A 26,144-nucleotide genomic window follows, 5' to 3' on the forward strand; every position below is an offset into this window, starting at 1 on the left:
ATTAATAATCACAGCCGCAAAAGACCAGAGCAAAAGAAAGCTCAAGGGCACTGTAATGTGCAGCGCAAGTGAGGAAATAGTTCGAGTCATAATTGTGGAAACCCACTGTGCATTTTAACCCGAGAGCATCCCCTTTTCGAAAAGGGGATGCTCTCGGGTTGCTTAGTTATTTTTTTCGGTAAACCGAAAATCAAAAACAACATCCTCAATTTGCGATAAATTCTTATCCTTGAGTTTTGCCTTGAACTTATCCATTGAATTGAGCATGTCCAGAAACATATCAACGCCTTGCTTCCAATGCTCAGTTGGCTCAGTGGTGTAAATGATACTCGAACGTTTAACAGCCTCAGCTGGAACTCCAATCCAGTTGGCCATAATCTGGGCTACTTTGGCCGGATGCTCGTTGCACCAGGCAGCGCTTTTGGTCATCAGCTGGACAAGGGCCTGGACCACCTCAGGATGCTTGGCAATCATGCGCTCAGTGCCAGCCATGACGCAGCAGGGGAAATTGTGCCATTGTCCCTGGGGCGAAAGATTGCGCAGATCCAAACCTATATGTCCCACTCCTTTGATTTCGGCCACTTCTGGATAAGGAGCGGGGCCGACCCAGCAGTCAACCTGCTTGCTGACCAAGGCCGGAATAAGATTGGACGTCGATTTGAGATCAACCAGCAAAACATCGGCATCTTGCTGACTGAAATCCTGGGTCACAGTCAAGCCAGCCTGGCGTAAAGCTCCCTCGATCACCATCCGGGGAGCCGAGGTAGGGGAGTGATATCCGACTTTTACTGGCTGCTTTGAACTCTCAATAACGGCCGAGACATCATCCCATCCCTTGATTTTGGATCCTTTGGGAAACACCAGCCCCATGCCGTCCACATGCGTAGGACATAGGATCTTGACCCCATTGCCCCGATCGATGCCGGTAAGCATGGCTGTAATCGAGGCCAACCCTATATCCAGCCTGTTTTGGGCGAATAATGTACTTGTTTCCGAACCGCTTTTGGAAACCACTATGTTCAGCCGGGCCAGTCGCTTTCCAGCCTGATACAGATCATACTTCTGCTTTGGAACCACAGATTCCAGGTGTACCCCGAATTTTTCAAAGTTTTCGTTTTCAGACATGGCGGCAATAAAAGGTGTGTGATGGGTGGTAAAGATGTACCCCATATTCACCTTCAGCGGTTTTGCTTCCGCGTTAAACGCAAAACACACTGCTGTTGCCAAAAGACATCCAAACTGTATCAACTTTTTCATGAATACTCCTACGCGGTTATTGTTCAGTGACAAGCTCCAGAAAGGCTCCCAGCCTGGTCTGGAGCTGGCCGGTATCCGCTGTTGCATAATCTGTATCCACCTGGATGAAAGGCAGTTCCAGGATCTCTGTGAGATATTCCTCGATTACGGCAGACTCAACATTGTACGTATGACATCCGGTCCAGGTCAGATCCACAATTCCTTGCACATCAAAATCAGCCACCAACTGGGAAAGAAGCGAAAATCGTTGTTCATTCGGGGTCATGCAGGAACATGGAAGCTGCAGATAGGATGCGGCAAGAGCCCGAAGGGAATCGGTTTCCTGCTCGTCAACAGCCAAGGACAACGGTTTTAAGGAGGAGCAATTCTCAGAAGCAACCACCACACCGCCCTGTTCTTCAATAATGTGCACCACCTTGTCCGAACCTTTGCCCACCGGGCAGCCGGTAAGTAATATTCGAGGTTTTCTTGGCCCATACACTCTATCATCCTGCTGACTGCGCAAATCTCGCAACTCATTTTCCAGGGCATGCAGATCCTTGAGATATTTTTCCTGATCCACAACAAATCCCTTGCTCTCCATGACGGGAAGAAGCTTTGCCCCGGGCAAAGGATCCTGATTGGCAGACCAGAGCTGGGCTATGGTATACAATGTTCCTCGGATTTCCTTGTTGATGGCCATTTCCTGGCACAGGGCATGCTCTGTGACGTGTACCCCGGTTCTTTGCTGCAGAAATTCCTGAAACTGCCGCAGCTGCGCATGCCAAAAATCCAGACCCAGTTCTTGGGTGTATGGAAGATGGATGAGATGCACAGGCTTGATGCGCCCCAGGAACTCGTACATCTTTTTTTTGCCGTCACAAGTTGTTTCACCGACAACAAAATCAGAAGCCGCGAAAAAAGGGCAGGTATCTGTTATGGCGTACCCGTAACTGGACTTGATCAACGGACAAAGGCTTGCCGGCAGTGTCTTTTCCGCCTCGGCAATGGGATCCTGCTTCTTCCCGCACAGTCCCACCGGTACCGCCCCTGCAGCCCTGATGAGTTCTACCGGGGCATAAATGCAATATATCCCGGCCACAAGACCTCCTGCTTTGGCCCATTCATCCAGCTCAAGCAGGCTTTGTTCTCCGCGTTGGTCAAACAGTGTCCAGGTCCGAGGAAAAGTATGGTGTGCTTGCATAATCACCTAGCTTTTTTACCTTAACTTTTAACTTATACGTCGGCACAACCCTGAAAATATCTCCCGCAGGGTCTGCTGATCGATGAACTCATGCAGGGGCCGGTCGTCATCTGGTTCATGAGCCTGCTCTCCCAACTCCTCTGCTTCCTTCGGTTCCTGGTGATGGGCAGGGCTGTGGATGACCTCGAGCTGATCCGGCTCAGGCTCAATACCCCGGTTGTTCATGATCCAGGTATCGCAGTCATCGTGGGCTCCAAGGTAGAGAAAAATGAAGCGGCCGTTCTTTTTCATGAACACAAGTCGGTACCCACTGCCCAGATCGAACTTGCTTCCATTCTGAAGCCTGGCCTCCCCATAGTGGGTCAGCTTGCTGCTCAGCCACTGGGTTATCTGCTCCTCTGCAGCCACCAGATGGATGATGTTCCAGGCCTGATCAGCCGCGTCCTGGGCTTTGCCCCCGGCCTGGGTCATTTTGTCCAGCTTCTTGCGAAACCGGTCCGGTGCGTAAATGTATGCAGACATGGTCATTTCTTATTCTGTGCTGCTGCACACAGCTCAGCTAGAATCTCTTGAAGATTAAGCCCGTATTTGGCTGCCACGTCCTGCAAGGTGTCGAACAAGGCATTGCAGCAGACGCATTCTCCGGCCTGATGGTCGTATCGGCGGAAGATTTCTTCCGTTCCCCGGTAGGTGGAGATGATATCCAGAACGGTCATATCTGGAGTGATGGGAGGAGTATTCATGTGACTTTTCCTAACACTACAGCGACAGTTAGGGCATGAGCAAACCTTGGAAGAGCCAGGCAGGCGCCTGGCGATCCCAGAATGGCCAGTCACGCGCAGACGCGTGACTGGCGGTCCGGGGGGCAATGCTTTCGGATCACAATCTATCGCTGTCGTGCTATGTTTCATTTTAAGTCAAACTGGGTGTCTGCGGCCAGCAAGGACGTTCAACTGTGAACCTGGAACCGTGAACCCTAAAAGACCTCATGGAGCTTTGATCTGCCCATAGGCCGTTGGCAGCCAAGGGATGATATCCATGATTTGGGAAGCAGGCGTTGGATGACTCATGGAGCCGGCGGTGCGGTTTATGCGGGCGGCCAGCTCCGCAGCCCTGGGCACATCCATGCCGGACTCAATAAGGCTGCTGACCACTCCGGTCAGGGTGTCTCCTGTCCCGCCCACAGCCTCCATGGCCTCGCTGCAGGGCTGGCTTACCGTAGACAAAATACCGGAAGAATCAGCCACATAATCCATGCTGCCCTTGACCAGGAGATACCTGGCGGCATTGGAATGGGTATAGGCCCGGGTGATCAGGCTGGGAACCTTGTTGTCCTCGGACAAAATGAATCCCCGAGTATAGAAGGGATGCGGGGCCTTTTCATCAGCCAGGAAGGCCAGCTCCCCAGCGTCTGGAGTGAAAAGATCATATTCCGGGCTCTGTCCGCTCATCTTGGCCGCATACATAAATCCGGCGTCAGCGATCAGCTTGGGTCGGGTCTTCAACTCCTGCACTGCCATAAGGACCCGGCCGTGGCCGTCCACATCAGGCTGCAGGTAATGAAAGACCATGCTGCTCAAGGTATGGTCAGCCAGGTGCTCGGCCAGATAGGCATACAGTCTGCGACTTCCGTGTCCCAATCCGGTGTCCCCGACCAGAAAAGCCAGGGGCGGCTCCTGACCCAGAGTCTGGAGCATACGACAGGCAGCAGCCAACAGAGCCGGGGTTCCTCGATTCACATCAATGTATTTCCCTTCAACTCTCAGCCTGGATGAGTCAAAGTCCGCCCGGCCGCAAACCAAGGGGAAATCGTCCTCTGGCACTGTTCCAACTACTGCCAGCATCTGCGCACCATCTCCTCATAGGCCAGGTGCAGGGCGTACCCGCACAGGGTATGACCGATATCCTGAGGCTTGGGAGCCTCCAGCAGAGACTTGCCGATCATTTCCCGGGCCAGATAGGGAACATCCGGGCATCCGCCGCCGGAAATATTGACTATAACTCCGGTTTCCTTGTCCACTGTCAGCTTCATATTTGCCGCCCGGACCATGAGATGCTCCCCGAAATCCTTGACCGCAAACAAATCCACCGGCTGAAGCAGATGATCGGTGACTGGAACCACCTGCAAAGCCTGTATTTCCTTATCCCGCAACAGGCGCAGGATGTTCAGCTCCTCGATCAAGGGAAACTCGATGACCAGGTCGCATCCGGTCCTGATCTCTGGCGGCGGCCCCATGACCTTGATGCAGAAGCCGCTATTTTTGATCAGCTTCTCGGCCCGGATGACCTCGCTGGTATGCGCAAAGACCAGGATGCCCCGCTCCCAGCCCGAGCGGTCTTTTGTGGCCGGCTTCTTTGTTCGCAGACGATTGAAAAATCCCATGTTCTTACTTCTTGATAATGCTTAAATGAAACTCATCTCCATCTTCCCGGATGTCTTTTACCTCCCAGCCCTGAGACTGAACCGCCCGGCTGACATTCTCCTTTGAGGCCTGGGTATCAACCAGGACCACCATCTCGCCCTTGTGCATCTCTTTCATTTTTTCCATGGCCATGAGGACAGGTTGGGGGCAGGACAGGCCCCTGGCATCTACTGTTTCACTCATTGCATTTGCTCCTTAGGTCAGCTTTTTGCGCATAAAGAATCCAATACCCAGGCAGACGGCCAAACCCAGAAAAACAGCTTGGATTCCGTACGGTCCGACCCCGGCCGGAGAGCTGGCCAAGCCGAAATTGTGGGAAAAGGCAGCGCCCACGATCATGCCCAGGACAAATACTGCCGCATCCCCGTCTCCCTCCCCGGCCATGAACAGTTGCCTCCCGGGACACCCTCCGGCCAGGGCAAAGGCCAAACCGGCCAGAGTCATGCCCAGGAAGTTCCAGATGTGGAGATCATGAGCTACTGGCTGATCGGCAAATCCAGGATGGAACTGACCGACAAGGAGATTCACAGCAAAGGCGGTTACAATCAGGGCAATGACTCCGCCCAGAAGGTGAGTTTGCCTAAAAAGGATGAGATCGCGAAAGGCGCCCATGGTACAGAATCGGCTGCGCTGAGCGATAAATCCAACCCCCAGGCCAACGATCAGAGATATGATGATCGGAGCATGCATAGCACCGGGTCCTTTCAGGCTGTAAAAGAGGATTCCGGACTTATGCTGATCTTGGATCTGAGGAAAGATGAGCATGAGAACGAAAAATAGAACCATAATCCCGGGCAGGAGCAGGCCCACAGCCGGATAGGTCTTGGTTTCCCGCCCCAGGGTATAGCCGGACCTCAGAAACCTGGTTCCTATGAAAATGCCGAAGACCAGACCCAGAAGACCGAGGATGGCGTTTCCATCCCCACCGGCCAGGCGGAGCATGGCCCGCCAGGGACAGCCCAGAAAGACCAGGGCCCCGATCATGGCGAATACGCCCAGGACAAATCGGACAATGGGCGCAGATCCGGCCCGGGGACGAAAATCTTTAAAGCTCAAAGCGGCGATCAAGGCCCCAAGAACAAACCCGATAATCTCCGGGCGCATGTACTGGACCACCCCGGCCCGGTGCATGCCCACAGCCCCGGCGATATCCCGCTCGAAACAGGCCACGCAGATTCCCATGTTGCCAGGATTGCCCCACTTCTGGAGCAGGGCGGCAAGGATCCCGATTATCCCCCCGACACACACAATTCCCCATCTGGTAGCCAAGAAATTCTTCATACCCATCTGCCTTTGCTTCTTTTACGGTTGCCTACAGTTTGCCTTCAGCACCCCGGCCAAACACAGCATCTTCTGATGGGTAGCATAAATAAAATAAAAGAATCCAATGACTTTATATAATACAAAGCGCAACAATGGATCACAAAACGTGATAGATTCTATTATGAAGGCAGGGAAATCGGTAAGGAGTTATGCAAGATAGGATGGTCGTGATGCAGTGAACTCTGGGGTTTTGTCCTCACTATCAGCGGCAACTGTCCATCGGAGGACTCCAAGGTCGGAATTTTGCCGACGACCGGGCTGTTCAGGGGGATGACCGGGACATGCTGTTCAGGGGGAGATATCTCGGCTGACGGCATGGTCCAAGAGCCACGGTTCGGCTGTGCACCTCAATGCCCTGCAATCATTTGCCTTCTCTGCAAAGCCAGCCACAGCACGCTGCCCAGCCCTCCGCAGACCAGGCCCATAATGCCCAGGACCGTGATCTTGTCCTCCCAGCCCAGGGAAATGAACCACATAGCCAGGGCCCCGCCGGTCATGATGGTGAACATCAAAAAGGACGCGGCTGCACCAGCCCCGTGGTGAACCTGGCTGAGAACCAGATTGTTGCTGGGCGGTCGGCTTAAGCCTGCGGAAAAAGAAATGCACAGCATAGGCAAAGCCAGCTTCCAGGGACCGTTCTGATCGACAAGGAGCAAAAGCGCCCCGCCCACGGTGACCCCGATATAGCACAAGCTCAGGATTCTGGCCGAGGAGACCCGTCCGCTCAGCCTGGTGCAGAGCAGGGAACCAGCCATCAGGGCCAAGGCATTGAACCCGAAAAAGTATCCATAGACCTGTTCGCTGACTCCGAAGCGGGAGATATAGATATCTGAGGAGGCGGCAATAAAGGCGAACAAGGGAACAATGGCCAGGGCAACGACCAGGACCAGGGCCATGTAGGTGCCGTTGCGCAGCAAAGGAAGGTAATTGTCCACAACACTGACTTTGGTGGTGCGCAGGGAGGGCTTCAAAGTCTCCTCCATCCGGTGCACTCCCCAGACGGCCACCATCCCAAAGCCAGCCAGGATGCAAAAAATGCATCTCCAGGAAAAAAAGGCCAGGGTCCATCCTCCGATGACCGGGGCCAGCATGGGAGCCAAGGCGATGACCACGCCGAGATATGCCAGGATCTTCTCCCGATCCTGAAAGGCAAAGACATCCTTGGATATGGCCAGTACAAGAGATGCGGCCGAAGCAGCGCCCACGGCCTGAAACATGCGGAAGATGATCAGGGCCGGGGCGTTGGGGGAGGCGGCGCAGAGCAGGCTGGCGGCAATGTACACGGACAGGCCGATCTTAAGCACATTCCGGCGTCCCAAACGATCGGACAGCGGCCCGTAGACCAGCAGGAAAAAACTGTAGGTGATGAAAAAAACGACCAGGGTCAGGTTGATCACCCACAGTGGCTCGTTCCAGATCCGGGCCAAGGTGGGAATGGACGGGAGATACATGTCCGTGGACAAAGGCGGGAATGCGGCCAGAAGGGCCAGAAAAAATATCCACCGTTTCATGCAATGTGTTCACGCTACAGCGACAGTTTGGGTACAACAAACGCCTGCAAAGAGCCAGGCGATTACTTATAGCTCCCACGCTCTGCGTGGGAGCTTTCCTGACCGCTCCCGCGGTCTCTTTCTGGACGCCGAAGCGTCCAAAAGAGTTCCCACGCAGAGCGTGGGAACAATAAAGCAGGGTAATTATTTATGAGTGCTCACTGAGCGCTGTTTGCCTTGGTCTTCTCAATCACGGGTTTTGATGACCGGGTCAAAGCTTGATCTGCATACTCCCATCCCCCGCCCAGGGCCTTGTACAGCCTGGCCAGGTTTGAGGCTACCTGTCCCTGGGACTGAATCAGCTCATCTTCCAGCTCTAAGAGCGCTCGCTGGGCATCCAGGACATTGTAAAAATCGGTCAGACCTGCCTTGTAGCGGTCTCTTGCCAGAAATTCGGTCCGCCTGGCGGTGGCGACCGCCTTTTGCAGGGATTCTTCCCTTAGCTGCTCCTTGGCATAGGCGGTCAGCGCATTTTCCACTTCCTGCCGGGCCTGCAGGACTGTAGACTTATAGGAAAGCAGGGCCTCTTTTTGTCTTTCTGTTTGCAGGTCAATATTCAGCCGAAGGGCACCGCCCTGGAAAATATTCCAGGATACACCGGGTCCTATACCCCAGAACCGGCTCTGAGCGTCAAGGAAATTGCTCTCAAGGGCCTCCAGTCCGATGGTGCCCAATAACCGGAACTTGGGATAGAGATCAGCCGTGGCCACTCCGATCCTGGCGGTCTGGGCCGCAAGCTGCCTTTCAGCCCTGCGGATATCCGGCCGCCGGCGCATGGCCTCGGCCGGGATCCCCACGGCTACCCTGGGCGGAACCTGGGGGATTGCTTTGTCCGCGACAAGCAGTTCATCTATCGAACCGGGCTCCCGGCCCAAAAGAACTGCCAGGCGGTTCTTGGCCGCCCGCAGGCCGCTTTTGAGCTTAGGGATCTGGGACCGGGTGGTCTCCAGGTTCCGAAGGGACTGCTGCACGGCCAGCTCGTCAATCAGACCGGCCTCATACCTGGACTTGTTCAATTTATATGTTTTTTCCTCGGTCCTTATGTTGGCCCGGGTGATATCCAGTCTTTGCTGATAGTTCCGTACCTCTATGTAATTTACAGCGACTTCCGCCATCAGGCTGACCAGGACATCCTTTACATTGGCCCGGCCGGCCTCAAGCTCTGCCTGGCTTGCCTCAACCGAGCGCCTGATCCCGCCGAACAGGTCCAGCTCCCAGGCGGAATCAAACCGGGCCAGATAGTATTCCTCTTCTTCTCCGCCGGCACCCGCTTGCAGGGACTCGCTACCTCGTTGTTCCTGAACCTGGCCGGATGCATTCAGCGTGGGATAGAGACCGGATTCGCTGATGCCCCTTAAGAGCCTTGCCTGCCGCAGACGGGAAAGGGAGGTCTTGAGGTCCAGGTTCCCCTGGACCGCTTTTTCTTCCAATGCAGTGAGCACCGGATCATCCAACACCTTCCACCACTCGGCCAGAACCTCCCTGTGCGGCTTGGCGGCCTCCAGGCCCTTCTCCATTTGCGCGGTCCAGTTTTTGCCGACCTCGGGCCGGACCTTTTCATAATCCGGCCCCACCATGGCGCAGCCGCCCGCGAGCAAAGAAACAAGCACGAGCAGCCAGGGCATAAACCGTATGCCTCCCGCACGCAGAACCCGCTTTTTTCTCTTTGGTATGGTCATATTCCGCATCCCGCTTTTCGCCTTTTCGCTGGTTATTCGTCTTGCATCCGCTGCTTTCTGCTACCTTTTTGCCACACGGCCTGCCCTTTTTCACCCAGTCGCTGAAAAATGTAATACAGCGCAGGGATGATCAGTATTCCCAGGGTGGTGGCCGCGATCATTCCGGCAAAAACCACGGTGCCGATGTGGTTGCGGCTTGAGGCCCCTGCACCGGTCGCCACGACCAGGGGGGCAACACCCAGAATAAAGGTCAGGGCGGTCATGAGCACCGGCCGGAAACGGGTTCCTGCCCCCCCCAGCGCAGCCTCATAGGCGGAGGCGCCCTGCTCTTTGCGGTCCCTGGCAAACTCCACGATCAAAATGGCGTTTTTGGCCGCCAGGCCGACCAAAAGCACGACACCGATTTGAGCGTACAGGGACAAGGGACGCCCGAATACCCAAAGCCCGATAAAGGCGCCCAGGGTGGCCACCAGGACGGAAAGGACTATGGATACGGGCAGGTTCCAGCTCTCGTAGAGCCCCACCAAAAAGAGATAGGCAAAAATCAGGGCCAGGGCGAACATATAGACCACAGTGCCGCTGGCCTGTTTTTCCTGGTAACTCATGGAGGACCATTCAAACCCATAACCCGAAGGCAGTTTCTCCCCGGCCAGGCGCTCCATGGTGGCCATGGCCTGGCCCGAAGAATAGCCCGGCGCAGCCTCGCCCCTTATGTCCAGGCTGGTGAACAGGTTGTAGCGGTTGACCACCTTGGATCCAAGCCTGTAGGACAGATCCACCAGACTCTCTAAGGGGACCTTTTTCCCTTTCTCGCTTAGCACATACAAATCCTGGATATCTTCCGGTTTGGCCCTGTATGGGGCCTGACCCTGGACCCTGACCTGGTAGGTCCGGCCGTATAGGTTGAAATCGTTGACATACCTGGACCCCGTCTGCTGGCCCAGCACGGAAAATACATCGCTTACGGCAACACCCATCTGCTCTGCCCGGGTCCGGTCCAGATCCACAAAAATCTGCGGGGTATCCGCGGTAAAGGTGGTGTAGACCCGGGAGAGCGAAGGCTCCTGATTGGCGGCCGCCACCAGCCCTCTGGCCACTGATACCAGCTCTCCGGGGCTCTGACCTGCCAAGGCCTGCAACCGGAAATCAAACCCGCCGGTGGTCCCTAAACCTTGAATCGGGGGCGGAACAAAGGGGGTGATATTGGCGGTGGTAATGGCACTAAATTCCCTGGCCGCCTTGGCCACCATGGCATCCAAGTGCAGTTCCGGCCTGGTCCTTTCTTCCCAGGGCTTCAGATCGCAGATTATAAAACCCACGTTTTCCGAGCGACCGCTGAGCAGGCTGAAACCGCTTACAGAGAGCACGTGCTCCACTCCTTCCATTTCCAGAAGCTTTTCAGTCGCCCGGGTCAGGACCTGGTTGCTCCGCTCCAGGGTCGCCCCTTCCGGCAGCTGAACATCGGCAAAGAATCCACCCTTGTCCTCCTGGGGCAGAAAACTGGTGGGCAGGTGTCCGGCGAAGAACCAAACCCCGCCGAGAATGATCACAAAGAAAAGCACTGCCACGGCCAGATGCCGGATCAGCCAGCCCACCACAGAGGTATAAACCGTGCGCGAGCCTCCCAAAAACATGTTGAACCAGGCAAAAGGGCCGCGCCGGTGAGGCGTGCTTGCTTTCAAAAAAACCGCGCACAGGGCCGGGCTCAAGGTCAGGGAACAGATAGCTGAGATGACCACCGAGACACACAGGGTCACCCCGAATTGTTTATAGAGCCCTCCGGTGATCCCGGGCATGAAGATAATCGGGACAAAGACCGCCAGAAGGACCAATGTGGTGGCCACAATCGGCCCGGTAATCTCTTCCATGGCCTTGATGGCCGCTTCCTTGCGGTCACCGGCTGATCCTTCCTCCCGGACGCGATAGACATTCTCCACCACAATGATCGCGTCATCCACCACCACCCCGATGGCCAGGATCAGGGCAAACAGGTTTATGGTGTTGGCGGAAAATCCCAGGGCGAGCAGAACGGCAAAGGTGCCGATAATGGAAACCGGTATGGCGGCAGCGGGAATAATGGTAGCCCGCACGTTTTGCAAAAAGGTAAAGATGACCAGAACCACCAGTAAAAAGGTCAGCCCCAGGGTAAAGACAATCTCCTTGATTGTTTCGCGTACATAGTCGGTGGTATCATACATCACCATATAGTCCATGTCCTCGGGCATGAGCTCGGCCTGGCGCTTGAGCTCTTCTCTGACCGCGTTCATAGTGTTTAAGGCATTGGCATCAGAGGATTTATACACTGCAATACCTACTGTGGGGCGGTTGTCCACGCTCCCCTGGGTACTGTAGGACTCACTGCCCAACTCCATCCGGCCTACATCCCTGAGCCGCACAAGCCCGCCTTGTTCATTGCTCCGGATCACGATATTTTCAAATTCCTCCGCGCTGTTAAGCCGGCCCCTGGCCTTTAATGTGTACTGAAGTTCCTGTCCCGGCGGGGCGGGAGCAGTGCCCACCGAGCCCAGGGTGGCCTGGATATTCTGCCGGCGAACGGCCCGGACCACATCGTCCGGGCTCATCTGCAGGGCCGCCAGCCGGTCCGGGTCCAACCAGATGCGCATGCTGTACGTATACTCGCCAAAGATATGCACGTCGCTGACCCCGGGGATACGCACCAGGGCATCGTTAATGACCCGGTCGATATAATTGCTCATAAATATCCTGTCCCGGGTGCCTTGGGGCGAGGTAAAGGTAATGACCCCCAGCATATCCTCGGAACGGCGGCGCACATCGATTCCCTGGTCCAGCACCTCCTGGGGAAGCCGGGATTGGGCCAGCTGGAGCCGGTTTTGTACATTGACCTGATCGATATCAGGGTTGGAGTCCACGGAAAAAGTAACCTGGAGGCTGTAGCTCCCGTCGTCTGAACAGGTGGATTCCATGTAGAGCATGTCGTCAACACCGTTGACCTCCTGCTCGATGGGGGCGGCCACCGTGTCCCGGACAACCTCGGCACTGGCCCCGGGATAGGTGGTGCTGACCCGGACAACAGGTGGTGTGATGTGGGGCAGCTCGGCCACCGGGATATTAAATATGGCTATGAGTCCTCCCAGGGTGATCAGGATGGAGATAACCATGGCCAGCCTGGGGCGTTCGATAAAGATCCTGGAAAACATCGCCTGTTTATTCTCCTTTGATATGCACGCTTATTCCGGGTTTCACCTTTTGGATCCCCTGAACGATCACCTTTTCGCCCGGCTTTAACCCCGAAGTCACAATGAACTTGCCGTCCCGAGCATGGCCTGTTGTGATCCGGCGCTTTTCAACCTTGTTTTTCTCATCAAGCACATAGACAAAGGCGCCTTCCTTATCCCTTTGCACCGCGGCCTGGGCAACTGCTGGTATCATCTCTTGTTTGGCCTCTTCCAAAAAGACCCTCACGTATTCACCCGGCACAAGACGCCCGTCCGGATTCTCAAACCTGGCCCAGATGGCAATAGTCCCTGTATCCGGGTCCACCCGGTTGTCCACGAAATCGATTTCTCCCTTCCGGGGATAGGCCTGACCGCCTGAGAACTCCAAACTGACAGACAAAATGGAGGCGGCATCCCCTTTTTCAGAATCCTTCAGGGCGTTCATTATTATTTTGCCCTGATTTTCGCTTACCGAAAAAACGACCCTGATCGGGTCCATGCGCACGATTTCCGCCATCGGTTGGGACGAAGGACCCACCAGATCCCCCACCTTATAACGGCTCTTACCAATTCTGCCGGTTATCGGGGCCTCCACGGTGGTATAGTCCAGGTCGATTTCGGCCAGCTCCAGGTTGGCCCTGGCCTCGTCCAGCCTGCCCCGGGCCAGGTCACGGGCCGCCACGGCATCATCGAGATCGGTCTTGGGCACGCTTTCCGGATGGGCTGAACGTAGGCGCTCAAGACGGGTCTTCGCCTTGAAAAGATCCGCCTCCGCCTGGGCCACTTTTGCCCTGGCTGCGGCCACCCGCGCCTTGTAGGGGGCTTGCTCTATAACATAAAGAATCTGCCCCTTCTGCACAAAGGAGCCTTCCTTGAAATTGAGCTTTTCCAGGTATCCCTCCACCCGGGCCCTGAGATCGATGGATTCCATGGATTCTACATGGCCGATATATTTTTCCGGCTGGTTGGCGTCCACAAGAGCTACCGGCGCCGCCTGCACCAAGGGGGGAGGACCTTGAGGGCCCTGTGCAGCCCAGCTTAAAGCAGGAATCCCAGCCACACATGCAAGCACCAAGAAAAAAATCCTTTTCATTTCCCGCACCCTCCAAGCACTATCAGACTTCATTGATGTAAGATCCTTTGCTGAGCTTCCACAGCGTGTGATGGACCAAACCATGCTGAAGCAGAAAGGCTGCGACTTGCAGCCCGCATGCGGTCTTGCCCTCAATACACGCTGAATCATCCCAGCCCAAATGAACGCTGACCTCATTTTCGACTTCCAGGTTCTGGTAACAGGCCCACCACAATGGCCTGGGATGAGAACCGGGATGGCGGAATCCGGCCATTTCCTGCAAAAGACCGGCGCATTGCTCGGCCCGTAATGTACGAACTGTTATGATTTCTATAAACATTGCATGTATCCTCGAAAGAAACTTACATGCAATACATATACCATTATTATATCATGCTGGCATATATCATTTTTACAATAAAACCGATCTCAGGCCTTGATTATAATTACGCAATACAGTAAAAATTCTTCTTGTATAATGTAAACCCTAACTCAATTACACTATAGCGTATTTTTATGAGCCTTCCCCCTGATTCCTTCTTCCGAGAGTCGGTTTTGCGCATATGCAGCAGTCTAGATATCGACAAGGCCTTAGACCGTTGCCTGGAGTACGTCAAGCAATTCATCCCCGCAGACTCCATGCACCTCTCGGTGTATCTTCCTGATGTTCAGATGCTGGAGTTCGTGGCCGCGGCAGGAAACACCGGGGACAAGCCGAATCTTGGAGCCATCTCCGTACCGGCCATCGACTGGGAAGCTCCTGAGAACCAGCGCCCGGGAATGACCTCCCTGCATATGGTCAACAATCCTCATAATGAGCCGGAAACCAAAAACATCCTCAACCAATTGGAGATGAGCCTCGACTTTTCAGCCATGATCATGCGTCTGTCCCTGGAACAGAGCTATATTGGGGAGGTGGCTGTCAAAAGTCTGGGCATCAATCGATTCACCGAGGACCACGCCCGTCTTTTCGTCCAGCTACGGGAACCCCTGGCCATCGCCCTGGCCAACGCCCTGAAGCACATGGAGGTCGTCCGTCTCAACGAACTCTTGGCCGACGAAAGCAGGTACTTTCAGCAGCAAATCCGGGCCAGGGAAGGGGAAGAGGTCATTGGGGCGGACTTTGGGCTCAAAGGGGTCATGCAGCAGGTCCAGCAGGTTGCCTCCCTGGACAATCCAGTTTTGCTTCTGGGGGAAACCGGGAGCGGCAAGGGGATCATAGCCGATACAATTCACAAGCTCTCCAACCGTTCCCAGGGCCCGATGATAACCGTCAACTGCGGTGCCATTCCGGATGCTTTGCTGGAAAGCGAGCTCTTCGGACATGAGAAGGGGGCGTTTACCGGGGCGGAAAAACAGAAACGGGGGCGCTTTGAGCGCGGACAGGGCGGAACCGTCTTCCTGGATGAAATCGGCGAGCTTCCCTTCCAGTCCCAGGTCAAGCTCCTCCATGTCCTGCAGCACAAACAAATAGAACGAGTGGGAGGAAGCCAAAGCATTCCTTTGGATATCCGGATCATTGCCGCCACCAACAGGGATTTGGCGGCTATGGTCCGAGCCGGCGACTTCCGGGAGGATCTCTGGTACAGGCTGAACGTCTTCCCGGTTATGGTCCCCCCTTTGCGTCAACGCAAGGAGGATATCCCGGCCCTGGTCCACCATTTCTTGCACCGCAAGGCAGCGGACCTCAAGCTTGCCAATCGCCCCAAACTCCCCCCGGATGCCCTGGACAAGCTTATGGCCCACACCTGGCCGGGAAACGTGCGCGAGCTGGAAAACTTCATAGAGCGGGCCCTGATCCAATCCACCAACAGTGAGCTGGACATCGATTCACTGATCACAAGTATTGCCAGCACCCGAACAAAGCATACTGCTTCCTTAGAAGATGAATCAGCCCCCTTTCCCACCCTGGACGCGGTATGCGCAGAACATATCCGCCGGGCCCTGAACCGAAGTCGGGGGAAAATCAGCGGACCGGGCGGAGCGGCCGAGCTCCTGGACCTACATCCCAACACCCTGCGCCAGAGGATGGATAAGCTGGGAATTCCCTATAAGCGCAGGAAACAAAGCTAGCCCTGGTCATGCCTGGGACTTGGAAACAGTATTTCTTGACAGATCTGTGTTCTTCGAGTCAAATTCCGCAATTTCCGCCCAATCCGGGTTCATCAGCAACTGTTAGCTAAGGAGATCTCCCATGCCCAAGAAATACCTTTTTCTTTTCATAGTCCTCACAGCCCTTTTCGCGGTTCAGCCGGCCGGGGCCAAAACCGTGATCAAGCTGGCCAATGCCGGTCCGGACGAACCGGACAATCGAACAGTCAAAGCAGTAGCCATCTTTGAACATATCGTAGAAACCAAGACCCAGGGAGCCATTGAAGTCCAGGCCTACCATGCCTCCAAGCTGGGTGATGAACGGGAAGCCCTGGAAGGTATCCGGATGGGGACAATCCAGATGGGTACCTTGACCTCCGGGCCTGTCCCTGGATTCTTCAAGCCGGTTATGCTTTTTGACATTCCCTATCTGTTCAGCAGTGCCCCGGCTGCCTGGGAATTTTTCCATGGGCCTGTGGCTGCGGAATTCAAGCAAGAGTTTTTGCAAAAAACCGGAGTGCGCATCCTGGATATCACGGAAAACGGGTACCGCCATTTCACCAACAACGTCCGTCCGATCAACGTCCCGGCCGATATGGACGGGCTTAAAGTGCGGACCATGCAGAACCCGGCCCACATGGCCATAACCGAGGCCCTGGGCGCCGATCCGACCCCAATCCCGTTCAGTGAACTGTACATGGCCTTGCAGCAAGGCGTGGTGGATGCCATGGAATGCCCGGTGGTTTTAATCCACGATATGAAGTTTTATGAGGTCCAGGACTACATGATCCGGGACGGTCATCTCTACAATCCTCTTTTTGTGTTTATCAACAACCGGTTTTTTGAAAATCTCTCCCCAAAGCATCAAAAAATCGTCCGCGAAGCTGCTCAAGTTTTAGCTGCCAGCCACAACGGGTTTAGTCAGGAAGCAAACAGGGAGGGCCTGGCCAAGCTAAAGGACCAGGGGATGGAAATATAGACTCCCACTTCAGAAGAACTGCACAAGTTCAGGGATCTGGCCCAGCCTGCCGGACTGGAGTTCATTTCCTCGGAAATCGGAAGCGAGTGGGTGGACAAGGCCTTGAAGGGAGCCAAAAAGGCTGAAGATACAGTAGGCGGGCGAGCTGAAGAGATCGTGCAGGAGCGGATCGAGATGGCCAATGAAAAATATGAGGCCATACAAAAATAAGGCTCTTCGACACAGAAAGCAGAACTGTATGCATAAGAGTTTGCCGTCTCTTCTAGTGTGCCTTGAGCGGCAGGCCCGCACATTTTCTTGGTCCCTCCACCCGGCACTCACGTGTACGACAAGCTTTAGTCAAACAGAAAGCAGTGAACTTGCACGTAAGTAGCCGGGAGGGGGCAGGGATCCCCCTTTGGCGGGCCTTAGAAAATACCGGGCCGAAAATGGACACACAGAAGAGACGGCAAACTCCAAGAATCCATAGGCTAGGTTGAAGAACCAAAAACGAACTCTCGCTGTTATCGACCACCATGCATTTTCTCTCCTACTGGATAAACAAGGCGGCCAATGCCCAGGTCTGGCTTTGTTCCATCTTTCTCTGCCTCCTCGGGACCTTGATGAGCATGATCATTCTCTTGCAGGTCGTGTTTCGTTTTGTGATCTACATTCCTTTCCCCTGGAGCGAGGAATGCGCCAGGTATATGATGGTCTGGATGGCCATGCTTGGCAGTGTTGTGGCTCTTCGCTGGGGACGGCACATCGGCGTGCGCATCCTGGTGGAAAAAATACCGGGCCGGGGCTACGACCGATTCATCGTCCCGCTGGTCCAACTGGGGATGATCCTTTTTCTGGCGGTCTTGACCCAACAAGGTATCAACCTGGCCACCCTGAACATGCATCAGCGCTCTCCAGCCATGGAAATTCCCATGCTCATCCCATATCTGGCGCTGCCTGTCGGCAGCGTGATGATGATTGTTGATATTGCCGCCGACATGCTGCATGACAGATTTCCGACTTCGGCCGGATCAAACGCCAACATCGCCACTCCAGCCCTTGGAACTGAGGACAGCCCCAATCCCTAGAATACTATGACCCTACTTTTGGCCTCAGTTTTCCTTTTGACCCTGGTACTGGGGTTTCCCATTGCCTTCTGTCTTGGCCTGACCTCTTTGGCCGCCCTGGTATGGATGAACAATGTGCCCCTGGTCATCCTGGCTCAGCGCATGTTCACCGGCATCGACTCCTTCCCGCTCATGGCCGTGCCCTTTTTCGTCCTGCCCGGGGAGATCATGAACCGGGGCGGAACCACCAAGCGGCTCATCGACTTCGCCAATGTCCTGGTCGGAAGGATTCCCGGCGGATTGGCCCATACCAATGTGGTGGCCTCCATGTTCTTCGGCGGAATCAGCGGCTCGGCAGTGGCCGACGCTGCGGCCATGGGCACCATTCTCGTCCCGGGGATGGTTCGCAAGGGTTTTCCTCCGGGCTTTAGCGCAGCTGTGACCGCAGCCTCCTCGACTATGGGACCGATCATCCCCCCGTCCATACTCATGGTTCTAATGGGGGTGACCACCGGGCTGTCTATCGGAGGCCTGTTTGCAGCCGGCATCGTCCCCGGTATCCTCCTCGGATTGTCCATGATGGCCTTAAGCCTGTTCATGGCTGTGCGCTACCAATACCCCCGGGAGGTTTTTCCCTTTACCGGGCGAATCTTTTGGCGTTCATTTGCAGCCGCCTTGCCTGCACTGTTTGCTCCCCTGATCATTTTGGGCGGGATCCTGGGCGGTGTCTTCACCCCAACCGAAGCCGCCGCTGTGGCTGTTTTTTATGCCTTCTTCCTGGGGTTGTGCATCTACAGGGAGCTGGATCTCAAAGAGCTGAAGGATATCCTGGTCCACAGCGGAGTAACCACCGCAGTCCTTTTGCTCATCATCGGTATGGCCAACATCTTCTCTTGGGTCTTATCCGCGGAACAGATCCCGACCCGGATCGCAGAGGGCATGCTGGCCATTACGGAAAATCCCTATCTCATTCTGCTGTTCATCAATATCTTCCTGATCTTTATCGGTACATTTCTGGAAGGCGGGGCAGCCATCATTATTCTGGCTCCCACCCTGCTTTCAGTGGCCGAAACCGTGGGCATTGATCCACTTCACTTCGGCCTGGTCATGGTCCTGAACATAGCCGTCGGACTTTTGACTCCCCCGTTGGGAGTCTGCCTGTTCGTGGTCTCCGGAGTCACCGGACTGCAGCTGTCGACCATCATCCGCTCCGTTCTGCCCTTCTTAGCCCTGGAAGTGGCAGTTTTGCTCCTGGCCACCTATTGGCCGGGTGTCATCCTGTTTGTTCCCAAGATGCTGGGATACATATAGATCAAACCAACCCACATGCCTGCCACGGCGCAGGCACGCTTGCGCTGACGAAGCATACAAACGATTTCGATACCGATTGAAAGTGGTTACCCATTGTTGTGATTTCCTTTCTTCGGGTTCGTAATCGATATCGGGATCGATATCCATAAACTGAGGGTTCCTGCTGCACCGAATGACATATTCTTTCGATTTCGATAGCGATCCCGATTTCGATTTGGATTCTCACAACTATTAACTAATAACGGTTTTTCAAACCAAAGGAACAGAGAATGCTCCATCTTTACTCCACAATGGAATCCAAGATTTGTTCCCGGATCAAAAGCTTGCAATTCAGCGTTATCCGGGAAATGAGCCAGCGAGCCGCAGGGATGGACGACTGCATCAGCTTGGGGATCGGCGAACCCGATTTTGACACGCCTGATCAGGTCATCACCCAGGCCATGCAGGACGTGCGCAACGGCTACACGCACTACGCCCCGGCCCAGGGTGACCTCGAGCTCCTGGATTTTCTCTCCTCACAGCTGTCCGAGGAAACCGGTCTCTCCATTCCTGCGTCCAGGATAGTGGTCACCCCGGGGGGCATGGGGGCCTTGAGCGCCACCCTGCAGACAGTGCTGGAGCCGGGAGACGAGGTCCTTATCCCTGAACCGTATTTTCCATCCTACAACGCCCATGTGATTATGGCCGGAGGGAAAGTCATCCCCGTGCCCACGCATTTCCAGACCGGGTTCACCCTTCGTCCCGAGGACCTCGCACAGCGAATAACGGACAAAAGCAAGGTCCTCCTGCTCAACTCCCCGAACAACCCTACAGGCAACGTGCTGGACAGCGAGACCTTGGATCAAATCGCCCGGATCGCCAGGGACAGGGAGCTCATTGTCCTCTCCGACGAGGTTTACGACCGCATGGTTTTCGAGGGAAGGTTTGAATCCATCGTTACTCGGCCGGGTATGGCCGAGCAGACTGTGGTTATAAAATCGTGTTCCAAGACCTTTGCCATGACCGGATGGCGGGTAGGGTATGCCTTTGGTCCGGATTGGCTCATGCCCGATGTGATCAAGGTGGTCAATTACGCCACAACCTGTGTGAATTCTCCAGGGCAGCGAGCCGCCCTGGCCGCCCTGCGCATGGATCAAAGCCCGTTTATTGCTATGAGTGAATCATTTCAGCGCCGCGTGGGGCTCCTCTGGAAGCGGCTGGATCAGATGTCCGGAATCCGTTGTCACCGTCCGGCCGGTTCCTTTTACCTTTTTCCGGAGATCAGCGGCGTTGACCTGGACAGCACCCGTTTTGCGCAGTCCTTGCTGGAGGAGGAACGGGTGCTGGTCATTCCTGGAGCGGCCTTCGGCCCATCCGGAGAGGGGTGCGTCCGCATCGCCGGCACTGTGGACGAGGAGCAGCTGGAAAAGGCTATGGATCGTCTGCAGCGATTCGTCCACTCCCGGGCAAAATAGCCCACCTCCTTTTGTATCTCTCCAGAAAATCGAGAACATTCTGGGCAGAACAGGTCATTGCCTGATGTCTTCACCGAAGCAATCTCAATAAAAATTGAGTTTCTTCGACGTAGCCTGTGGATTTTTGGAGTTTGCCATCTCTTCTGTGTGCCCACTTTCGGCCCGGTATTTTCTAAGTCCCGCCAAAGGGGGATGCCTGCCCCCTCCCGGCTACTCACGTGCAGGTCACTGCTTTCTGTGTGATCAAAGCTTATCGTACACGTGAGTGCCGGGTTTCCCCCTTTTGGCGGGACCAAGAAAATGTGCGGGCCTGCCGCTCACGGCACACAGAAGAGACGGCAAACTCTTATGTATGCAATTCCACTTTCTGTGTTTGTGAACTCTGCCGTGCCGTTTCTGCCCTCACTCCTCTCTTCGCTGACTGCCTTTCTTGGTTATTCCTGATGCTTGGGCTGGTTCCGGATTGCTTCCAGATGAAGCATCTTCTGGCGTCTTCTTTTCTTCAATTATATCTATCTGAGATTTGTCGTACATCATTGGGGCTGTTTCTATGTTCATATCTATAATATCTATTTGGTATTGCTGAATATGCAATGAACACAGGCCTGCACAGCCCGGGAACACAAGGAACACTGACCGTGCGGTCTGGAGCAGAAGAACAGAAAACGAACAGCTCTGGTCACCTTTTTCCACAGGTTGTTGATTATTAATATAATATGCTGAAATATTTATGCATAAAATCCAATACTCCTTAATAATGGCCTGGGATCATAGAGATGGCGATTGAACCAGTCTTTTTCCGGGCCTGAACCTAGAGCCAAAGCCAAAAGCTCGGAGAAATGAAAAACAGGCAGAGCAGGCCGTATGGTGCACCGGACCTCCAGGTTCAGATGGCACATGGAGCAGGCGGTGACCAGACATTGTGCGCCGACCTTGATCGCTGCGGAAAAAATGTCGTTGACCAGCGGGGTGGCGATATCGGGTCGGGCCACGGAAAGAAATGTTCCGCAGCATTTCAAGGAATGGGACCACATGATCGGCTCAGCCCCCAGCTCTTTCATAATTTTCTCCATTATTCCATAGAGCTGAGGGTCCTTGTTCATGTTCGGCGGATAACTGAGCATACAGCCGTAGTAGGAAACTACCCGCAATCCCTGCAGGGAATGGAAGGCATGGCCGTAATGGGACGTCAGGTCCTGCTGGGCCAAAAACCGTAGAAAGGGCAAAAGACGCAGATGGGGATTGAACGTGGTTTTCCACTTTTTTTCAAATATGGTGCGCAATTGGCTGTTGGTGGTCAAGAGATGAAACGTGTGCTGCAACCGCTTGTAGCAGCTGGGGCAGGCAACCAGGACCTGATCGAATCTGTGCATCAAGGCCAGATCCCGGCAGGCCAAGTCGAAAGCAAGCTCTGAGTTCACCGCATGGGCCGAAGATGTTCCGCAGCAGTTCCAATCCTCCACTTCCTTGAGCTCATAGCCCAGGTACCGACAGAAGGCCTGAAGGGAATCGTAGTTTTCCCGAGCGGATGTAGCCAAAGAACATCCGGGGAAAAAGGCCATTTCCTGTTTAGATGTGCTCATGTCTTTTCTCCGATGGCCAGGAGATGGGTTTTGCGGTCCGGAATATTTCCCGGATGTCTTCAGTTGTTTTCACTTTGGACGGAAAGAGATGGAGTTTCCGCTTGGAGAGCATCTTGATACCTATATCCATATCTTCAAACCATGGCTTGTTTTTGACCTTATATCGAAGCATTATCTCCAATTTGTGTGTCCGTCCGTAACGCTCAATTGATGCGAGGATCTCATTGTGCAGGCCGATTATATCCGGAGTAGGGATGCTTGCATTCATATCCAGGGCGTACTGACGGAGAACGTCCATAACCGCGGGAATATCGATGGCCATTGGACAATTGCTGGAGCAGGTATCGCATCCTACACAAATCCAGATGGTGGAATTCTGCATGGCCTGCTCAAACTGGCCCAGCTGCAGGAGACGGATAATACGGTTCGGACCCAGATCCATGGCGAAATAGACCGGGCAGCCGCTGGAACAGGCCCGGCACTGCAGACAACGCATAAAATTCGTTTTGGAGTGTTGCTGCAGATCCCGTCTGATTCCCTCGGGCTCATCACCCAACACGATGGGCTGGTGGGGGTCGTGGTTGGACATATCCTTCTCCTCCAGGTGTCTGGACAGTATCTGATGATGCAGTGTATGCATACGGTATAGAGTTTCATACGTATTTGATCTGGATCAAATACTTTAGCAAGAAATGTCCATAGGGTGCAATTCACCACGCAACGAAAGAAATGCTTCAACCGAAACCAAGGAGTTGGACCATGTTTTGTTTTCAATGTCAGGAAACGGCCAAGAATCAGGCGTGTACAGTCAAGGGCGTGTGCGGCAAGCCGGAAGAGACCGCCGATCTGCAGGACCTGCTCATTTATGTCTGCAAGGGGATCTCTGTCTTTGGCGAAAAGCTGCAGGAAAAGGGCACAGTGGACCGGGAGGCGGGAAATTTTATCTGCAAGGCCCTGTTCACTACCATTACCAATGTGGCCTGGAGCGACGATGTGATCATCGAGCGGATAAAGGAAGCCCTGAAGGTCCGGGAATCGGTCAAGGCCAAACTGGGCGGGGATATTCCGGCTTCGCTCCCGGACTGCGCCACCTGGTCCTCTGACAATGCAGAGGAGATCAAGGCCAAGGCCCTGTCCGATGAAGTCCGGATCACGGCCACGGAGAACGAGGACGTCCGTTCCCTGCGCGAACTCTTGATCATCGGCGGCAAGGGCATCGCCGCCTATGCAGACCATGCCGCAGTGCTGGGCAAGGAAAAAGATGAGATATACGGATTTCTTATGCAGGCCCTGGCCTCGACCACCAAGGACCTCTCAGTGGACGACATGGTGGATATGGTCATGAAAGCAGGGGACATGGCGGTGCAGACCATGGCCCTTTTGGATGAGGCCAATACTTCGGCCTACGGGCAACCGGAAATCACGGAAGTGAACATCGGGGTGCGCAATAATCCGGGCATCCTGATCAGTGGTCACGACTTAAAGGACATGGAAGAGCTCTTGAAGCAGACCGAAGGAACCGGCGTGGATGTCTACACCCACGGGGAGATGCTCCCGGCCAATTGCTACCCGGCGTTTAAGAAGTATGATCACTTTGTGGGCAACTACGGCGGTTCCTGGTGGCATCAGAACAAGGAGTTCGAGTCCTTCAACGGGCCCATTATTTTGACCACCAATTGTCTGATCCCGATCAAGAAGGACAACACCTATCTGGATCGCTTGTTCACCACCGGTGTGGTCAACTACCCCGGGGCCGGACACATTGAAGACAGGCCGGCCGGAGGAAGCAAGGATTTCACTCCAGTTATCGAAATGGCCAAGAAGTGCAAGGCCCCGGAAGAGATCGAGTCCGGAAAGATCATGGGCGGCTTTGCCCACAACCAGGTCCTGGCTTTAGCCGACAAGGTGGTGGAGGCGGTCAAGTCCGGAGCCATCAAGCGGTTCGTGGTCATGGCTGGATGCGATGGACGGCAGAAATCCCGCAGCTACTTCACAGAGGTGGCCGAGAATCTGCCCCAGGATACGGTTATTTTAACCGCCGGATGCGCCAAGTACAGGTACAACAAGCTGGATCTGGGCGATATCGGCGGCATTCCCCGCATTCTGGACGCCGGACAGTGCAACGATTCCTACTCCCTGGCCGTGATTGCTTTAAAGCTGAAAGAAGCCTTTGGCCTGGACAACATCAACGATCTGCCCATCTCCTATGACATCGCCTGGTATGAGCAAAAGGCAGTGGCCGTGCTTTTGGCCCTGCTCAGCCTGGGGGTGCAGGGGATCCGCTTGGGACCGACTCTGCCAGGCTTTTTATCCCCCAATGTTGCCCAGGTCCTGGTGGACAAGTTTGACATCAAGCCCATTGGCGGGGTCCAAGAAGATATACAGGCCATGATGGCTGGGAAATAGTAGCTGTAGAGGTCATTGGAAGTAATCGACCCGGAACGGTACTCCAGCCGTTCCGGGTTTTTTTGTATCTCCCGCACAACCAAAAGGCCCGTACGGTGGCTTGAGAAAGAAACGGCCTTTCATGGCGTTCATTTTGTTGCTTCTGAAGATTCGTCCAGCTGGCTTTGATCCTCAAGAACCAACCGATCCAGAGGCGGGGTGAGAAGTGCCTCGACCAATCGCCGCCACTGGTCGAGTACGTCCCAGTTCACTACGTAGTGCACATAGTATCCCCGCTTTTCCGGACGGATCAGGTCCGCATCCCGCAGGATGCGCAAGTGCTGGGAGACTGCGGCGGCTGTCAGCCCCAACTCCTGGGCCAAGGCATTGACGCACAGAGTGGATACCTTCAGGATTTCCAGAATCTTGACCCGGCTGGGGACCGACAAAGCCTTGCAGATTCGAGCCACTTTTTCCGGATTGGTCATAGTGTCTTCCTGTTATATGTTTGCAAATGTTTTTTCTGGATATCGATCAGTCACGCGTCTGTGCGTGATTGGCCACAAGCCACAAGAGGGCGAATGATTATTCGCCCCTACTGCCGTTACGCCAGCACGTAGTCAATTCTCACATACGGTTTATCGGAATGCTCGTAGGGCCGAAAGTGGGCACACAGAAGAGAGGGCAAACTCCAAAAATCCACAGGCTACGTCGAAGAACCATTTCATTCTATGTCCTGCCCCAAGGGGCTTGGTGTTGGTTGCTTCGCATTCAGGCAAAGGATTGATACAACAGACGGAAACTGAATATAATCAATACGCCGGAAAAAATATAAGCAATGGTCCTGCCCTGTAGCCGGGCGGACATGAACCTGGCCCCGGCCTGGCCTCCGGCAAAGGAGAACAGGGCCGCGGGCAGGACAAAGGCCCAGTTGATGCTGTGCATGGACATATAGCCCAAAAATCCGGTCAGGGAGGAAAAGCAGACGATAAAGGTTGACGATGCCGCCGCTGTCCTGGCTGGAACGTGCAGAATGTACATAAGTAAAGGAACCACGAATACCCCTCCCCCGATGCCCAGGAGCCCGCCCAGAAAACCAATGGCCAGGCCGATACACAGTCCGCCGATGACCTTGACTTTGGCCGACTGCTCCCGGTCCGAGGTGTCCTTTTTGGGCACAAAGGCCATACGCACGGCGGCCAGGATGAGTATCACCGCCATAAGAATTGAAAAGAACTGGACATCCACCAGCCCGTTCACATACGAGCCAAGGGGAGCAGCCAGGGAGGAAGAGATGATCAAGGGGACTGAGAGGGGATAGTCAACCATCTTCTTCTTACCGTAGGTCACGGCTGCGGATGAAGCGGCCACCAGGTTGAGAAAGAGGGAGGTGGATGCGGCCGCAGCCTTGGTCATCCCGAGCATGAGAAACAGAGGGGAAAAAAGAAGACCTCCGCCCAGACCGACCATGGTCAGGACAAAGGAGATGGCCAGCACCGCGACCCAGAGTGAAGCAAAGTACAGCATACGATTGCCTTATCTAGAGCTTTAAAAACAAGACGTGCCAAGACGAGACTGCAAAAAGGCGATTTATATTCAAGAGGTGCCCAA

Annotated in this window: 24 protein-coding genes; 6 read left to right on the plus strand and 18 right to left on the minus strand. The window is 54.6% G+C overall.

Annotated features, from left to right (window positions below; genetic code table 11):
* Positions 1-162: 162 nt before the first annotated feature.
* The 13 genes from N902_RS0107435 to N902_RS19910 form a co-directional block, all read right to left on the minus strand.
* Positions 163-1,344, minus strand: a complete 1,182-nt coding sequence (locus N902_RS0107435; protein ID WP_244147388.1) for an ABC transporter substrate-binding protein — start codon at positions 1,342-1,344, stop codon at positions 163-165.
* The gene (locus N902_RS0107440; RefSeq protein ID WP_051564415.1) at positions 1,274-2,440 is read right to left on the minus strand and encodes a double-cubane-cluster-containing anaerobic reductase; all 1,167 of its coding nucleotides are present in this window, start codon (positions 2,438-2,440) and stop codon (positions 1,274-1,276) included. Before N902_RS0107440 ends, N902_RS0107435 begins: the two co-directional genes overlap by 71 nt.
* 27 nt (positions 2,441-2,467) lie before the next feature.
* Positions 2,468-2,962 carry a hypothetical protein gene (locus tag N902_RS0107445; RefSeq protein ID WP_153304166.1) on the minus strand — a complete coding sequence of 165 codons (495 nt, stop codon included), beginning with the start codon at positions 2,960-2,962 and terminating at the stop codon, positions 2,468-2,470.
* 2 nt (positions 2,963-2,964) lie between these two features.
* Complete coding sequence (locus N902_RS0107450) at positions 2,965-3,183, minus strand: hypothetical protein (protein ID WP_027370430.1); 219 nt, start codon at positions 3,181-3,183, stop codon at positions 2,965-2,967.
* Positions 3,184-3,426: 243 nt separating this feature from the next.
* Positions 3,427-4,284, minus strand: a complete 858-nt coding sequence (locus N902_RS0107455) for an NAD(P)H-hydrate dehydratase (RefSeq protein WP_027370431.1) — start codon at positions 4,282-4,284, stop codon at positions 3,427-3,429.
* On the minus strand, positions 4,272-4,823 hold the full coding sequence (locus N902_RS0107460; protein WP_027370432.1) for a putative Se/S carrier protein: 552 nt from the start codon (positions 4,821-4,823) through the stop codon (positions 4,272-4,274). The genes N902_RS0107455 and N902_RS0107460 overlap by 13 nt, the downstream gene beginning before the upstream one ends.
* A 4-nt stretch (positions 4,824-4,827) precedes the next feature.
* Positions 4,828-5,046, minus strand: coding sequence for a sulfurtransferase TusA family protein (locus N902_RS0107465; RefSeq protein WP_027370433.1), 219 nt, complete (start codon positions 5,044-5,046; stop codon positions 4,828-4,830).
* Between the two features lie 12 nt (positions 5,047-5,058).
* Entirely contained in the window at positions 5,059-6,144 is a 1,086-nt protein-coding gene (gene yedE / locus N902_RS0107470) for a YedE family putative selenium transporter (RefSeq protein WP_027370434.1), read from the minus strand.
* A 389-nt stretch (positions 6,145-6,533) separates the two neighbouring features.
* Positions 6,534-7,697: a multidrug effflux MFS transporter gene (locus tag N902_RS0107475; protein ID WP_027370435.1), complete on the minus strand. Its 1,164-nt coding sequence runs from the start codon at positions 7,695-7,697 to the stop codon at positions 6,534-6,536.
* A gap of 197 nt (positions 7,698-7,894) precedes the next feature.
* A complete protein-coding gene (locus tag N902_RS0107480) occupies positions 7,895-9,415 on the minus strand; it encodes an efflux transporter outer membrane subunit (protein ID WP_084288007.1) in 1,521 nt (506 codons plus the stop codon).
* Between the two features lie 32 nt (positions 9,416-9,447).
* On the minus strand, positions 9,448-12,594 hold the full coding sequence (locus tag N902_RS0107485; protein WP_027370437.1) for an efflux RND transporter permease subunit: 3,147 nt from the start codon (positions 12,592-12,594) through the stop codon (positions 9,448-9,450).
* A gap of 7 nt (positions 12,595-12,601) precedes the next feature.
* Positions 12,602-13,789 carry an efflux RND transporter periplasmic adaptor subunit gene (locus N902_RS16900; RefSeq protein ID WP_341830622.1) on the minus strand — a complete coding sequence of 396 codons (1,188 nt, stop codon included), beginning with the start codon at positions 13,787-13,789 and terminating at the stop codon, positions 12,602-12,604.
* Positions 13,728-14,024: a hypothetical protein gene (locus N902_RS19910; protein WP_034622163.1), complete on the minus strand. Its 297-nt coding sequence runs from the start codon at positions 14,022-14,024 to the stop codon at positions 13,728-13,730. Before N902_RS19910 ends, N902_RS16900 begins: the two co-directional genes overlap by 62 nt.
* Positions 14,025-14,200: 176 nt before the next feature.
* Here N902_RS19910 and N902_RS0107495 point away from each other — a divergent pair, with 176 nt between their 5' ends.
* The 5 genes from N902_RS0107495 to N902_RS0107515 all read left to right on the plus strand — a co-directional run bounded on the left by N902_RS0107495 (position 14,201) and on the right by N902_RS0107515 (position 20,565).
* Positions 14,201-15,757: a sigma-54 interaction domain-containing protein gene (locus N902_RS0107495; protein ID WP_027370438.1), complete on the plus strand. Its 1,557-nt coding sequence runs from the start codon at positions 14,201-14,203 to the stop codon at positions 15,755-15,757.
* A gap of 121 nt (positions 15,758-15,878) precedes the next feature.
* A complete protein-coding gene (locus tag N902_RS16910) occupies positions 15,879-16,754 on the plus strand; it encodes a DctP family TRAP transporter solute-binding subunit (RefSeq protein ID WP_208596282.1) in 876 nt (291 codons plus the stop codon).
* 515 nt (positions 16,755-17,269) lie between these two features.
* On the plus strand, positions 17,270-17,821 hold the full coding sequence (locus tag N902_RS16915; RefSeq protein WP_027370439.1) for a TRAP transporter small permease: 552 nt from the start codon (positions 17,270-17,272) through the stop codon (positions 17,819-17,821).
* Positions 17,822-17,827: 6 nt separating this feature from the next.
* Positions 17,828-19,111: a TRAP transporter large permease gene (locus tag N902_RS0107510; protein ID WP_027370440.1), complete on the plus strand. Its 1,284-nt coding sequence runs from the start codon at positions 17,828-17,830 to the stop codon at positions 19,109-19,111.
* A 269-nt stretch (positions 19,112-19,380) separates the two neighbouring features.
* A complete protein-coding gene (locus N902_RS0107515) occupies positions 19,381-20,565 on the plus strand; it encodes a pyridoxal phosphate-dependent aminotransferase (protein WP_051564417.1) in 1,185 nt (394 codons plus the stop codon).
* 402 nt (positions 20,566-20,967) lie between these two features.
* On the opposite strand, the gene N902_RS19660 is transcribed toward N902_RS0107515, so the two are convergent.
* From N902_RS19660 to N902_RS16920, 3 genes are all read right to left on the minus strand, one after another.
* Complete coding sequence (locus N902_RS19660) at positions 20,968-21,123, minus strand: hypothetical protein (protein WP_153304167.1); 156 nt, start codon at positions 21,121-21,123, stop codon at positions 20,968-20,970.
* Between the two features lie 170 nt (positions 21,124-21,293).
* The gene (locus N902_RS0107520; protein ID WP_084287997.1) at positions 21,294-22,148 is read right to left on the minus strand and encodes a heterodisulfide reductase-related iron-sulfur binding cluster; all 855 of its coding nucleotides are present in this window, start codon (positions 22,146-22,148) and stop codon (positions 21,294-21,296) included.
* Positions 22,135-22,737 carry a 4Fe-4S dicluster domain-containing protein gene (locus tag N902_RS16920; protein WP_051564418.1) on the minus strand — a complete coding sequence of 201 codons (603 nt, stop codon included), beginning with the start codon at positions 22,735-22,737 and terminating at the stop codon, positions 22,135-22,137. Before N902_RS16920 ends, N902_RS0107520 begins: the two co-directional genes overlap by 14 nt.
* Positions 22,738-22,907: 170 nt before the next feature.
* Between N902_RS16920 and hcp the strand changes: the two genes are divergently transcribed.
* Complete coding sequence (gene hcp, locus N902_RS0107530; protein ID WP_027370443.1) at positions 22,908-24,554, plus strand: hydroxylamine reductase; 1,647 nt, start codon at positions 22,908-22,910, stop codon at positions 24,552-24,554.
* A 128-nt stretch (positions 24,555-24,682) separates the two neighbouring features.
* On the opposite strand, the gene N902_RS16925 is transcribed toward hcp, so the two are convergent.
* Positions 24,683-25,021: an ArsR/SmtB family transcription factor gene (locus tag N902_RS16925; protein WP_084288003.1), complete on the minus strand. Its 339-nt coding sequence runs from the start codon at positions 25,019-25,021 to the stop codon at positions 24,683-24,685.
* Positions 25,022-25,304: 283 nt separating this feature from the next.
* Positions 25,305-26,060: a sulfite exporter TauE/SafE family protein gene (locus tag N902_RS0107540; RefSeq protein WP_027370444.1), complete on the minus strand. Its 756-nt coding sequence runs from the start codon at positions 26,058-26,060 to the stop codon at positions 25,305-25,307.
* Between the last annotated feature and the right edge of the window lie 84 nt (positions 26,061-26,144).

It is taken from the genome of Desulfovermiculus halophilus DSM 18834 (assembly GCF_000620765.1).
Classification (GTDB): domain Bacteria; phylum Desulfobacterota; class Desulfovibrionia; order Desulfovibrionales; family Desulfothermaceae; genus Desulfovermiculus; species Desulfovermiculus halophilus.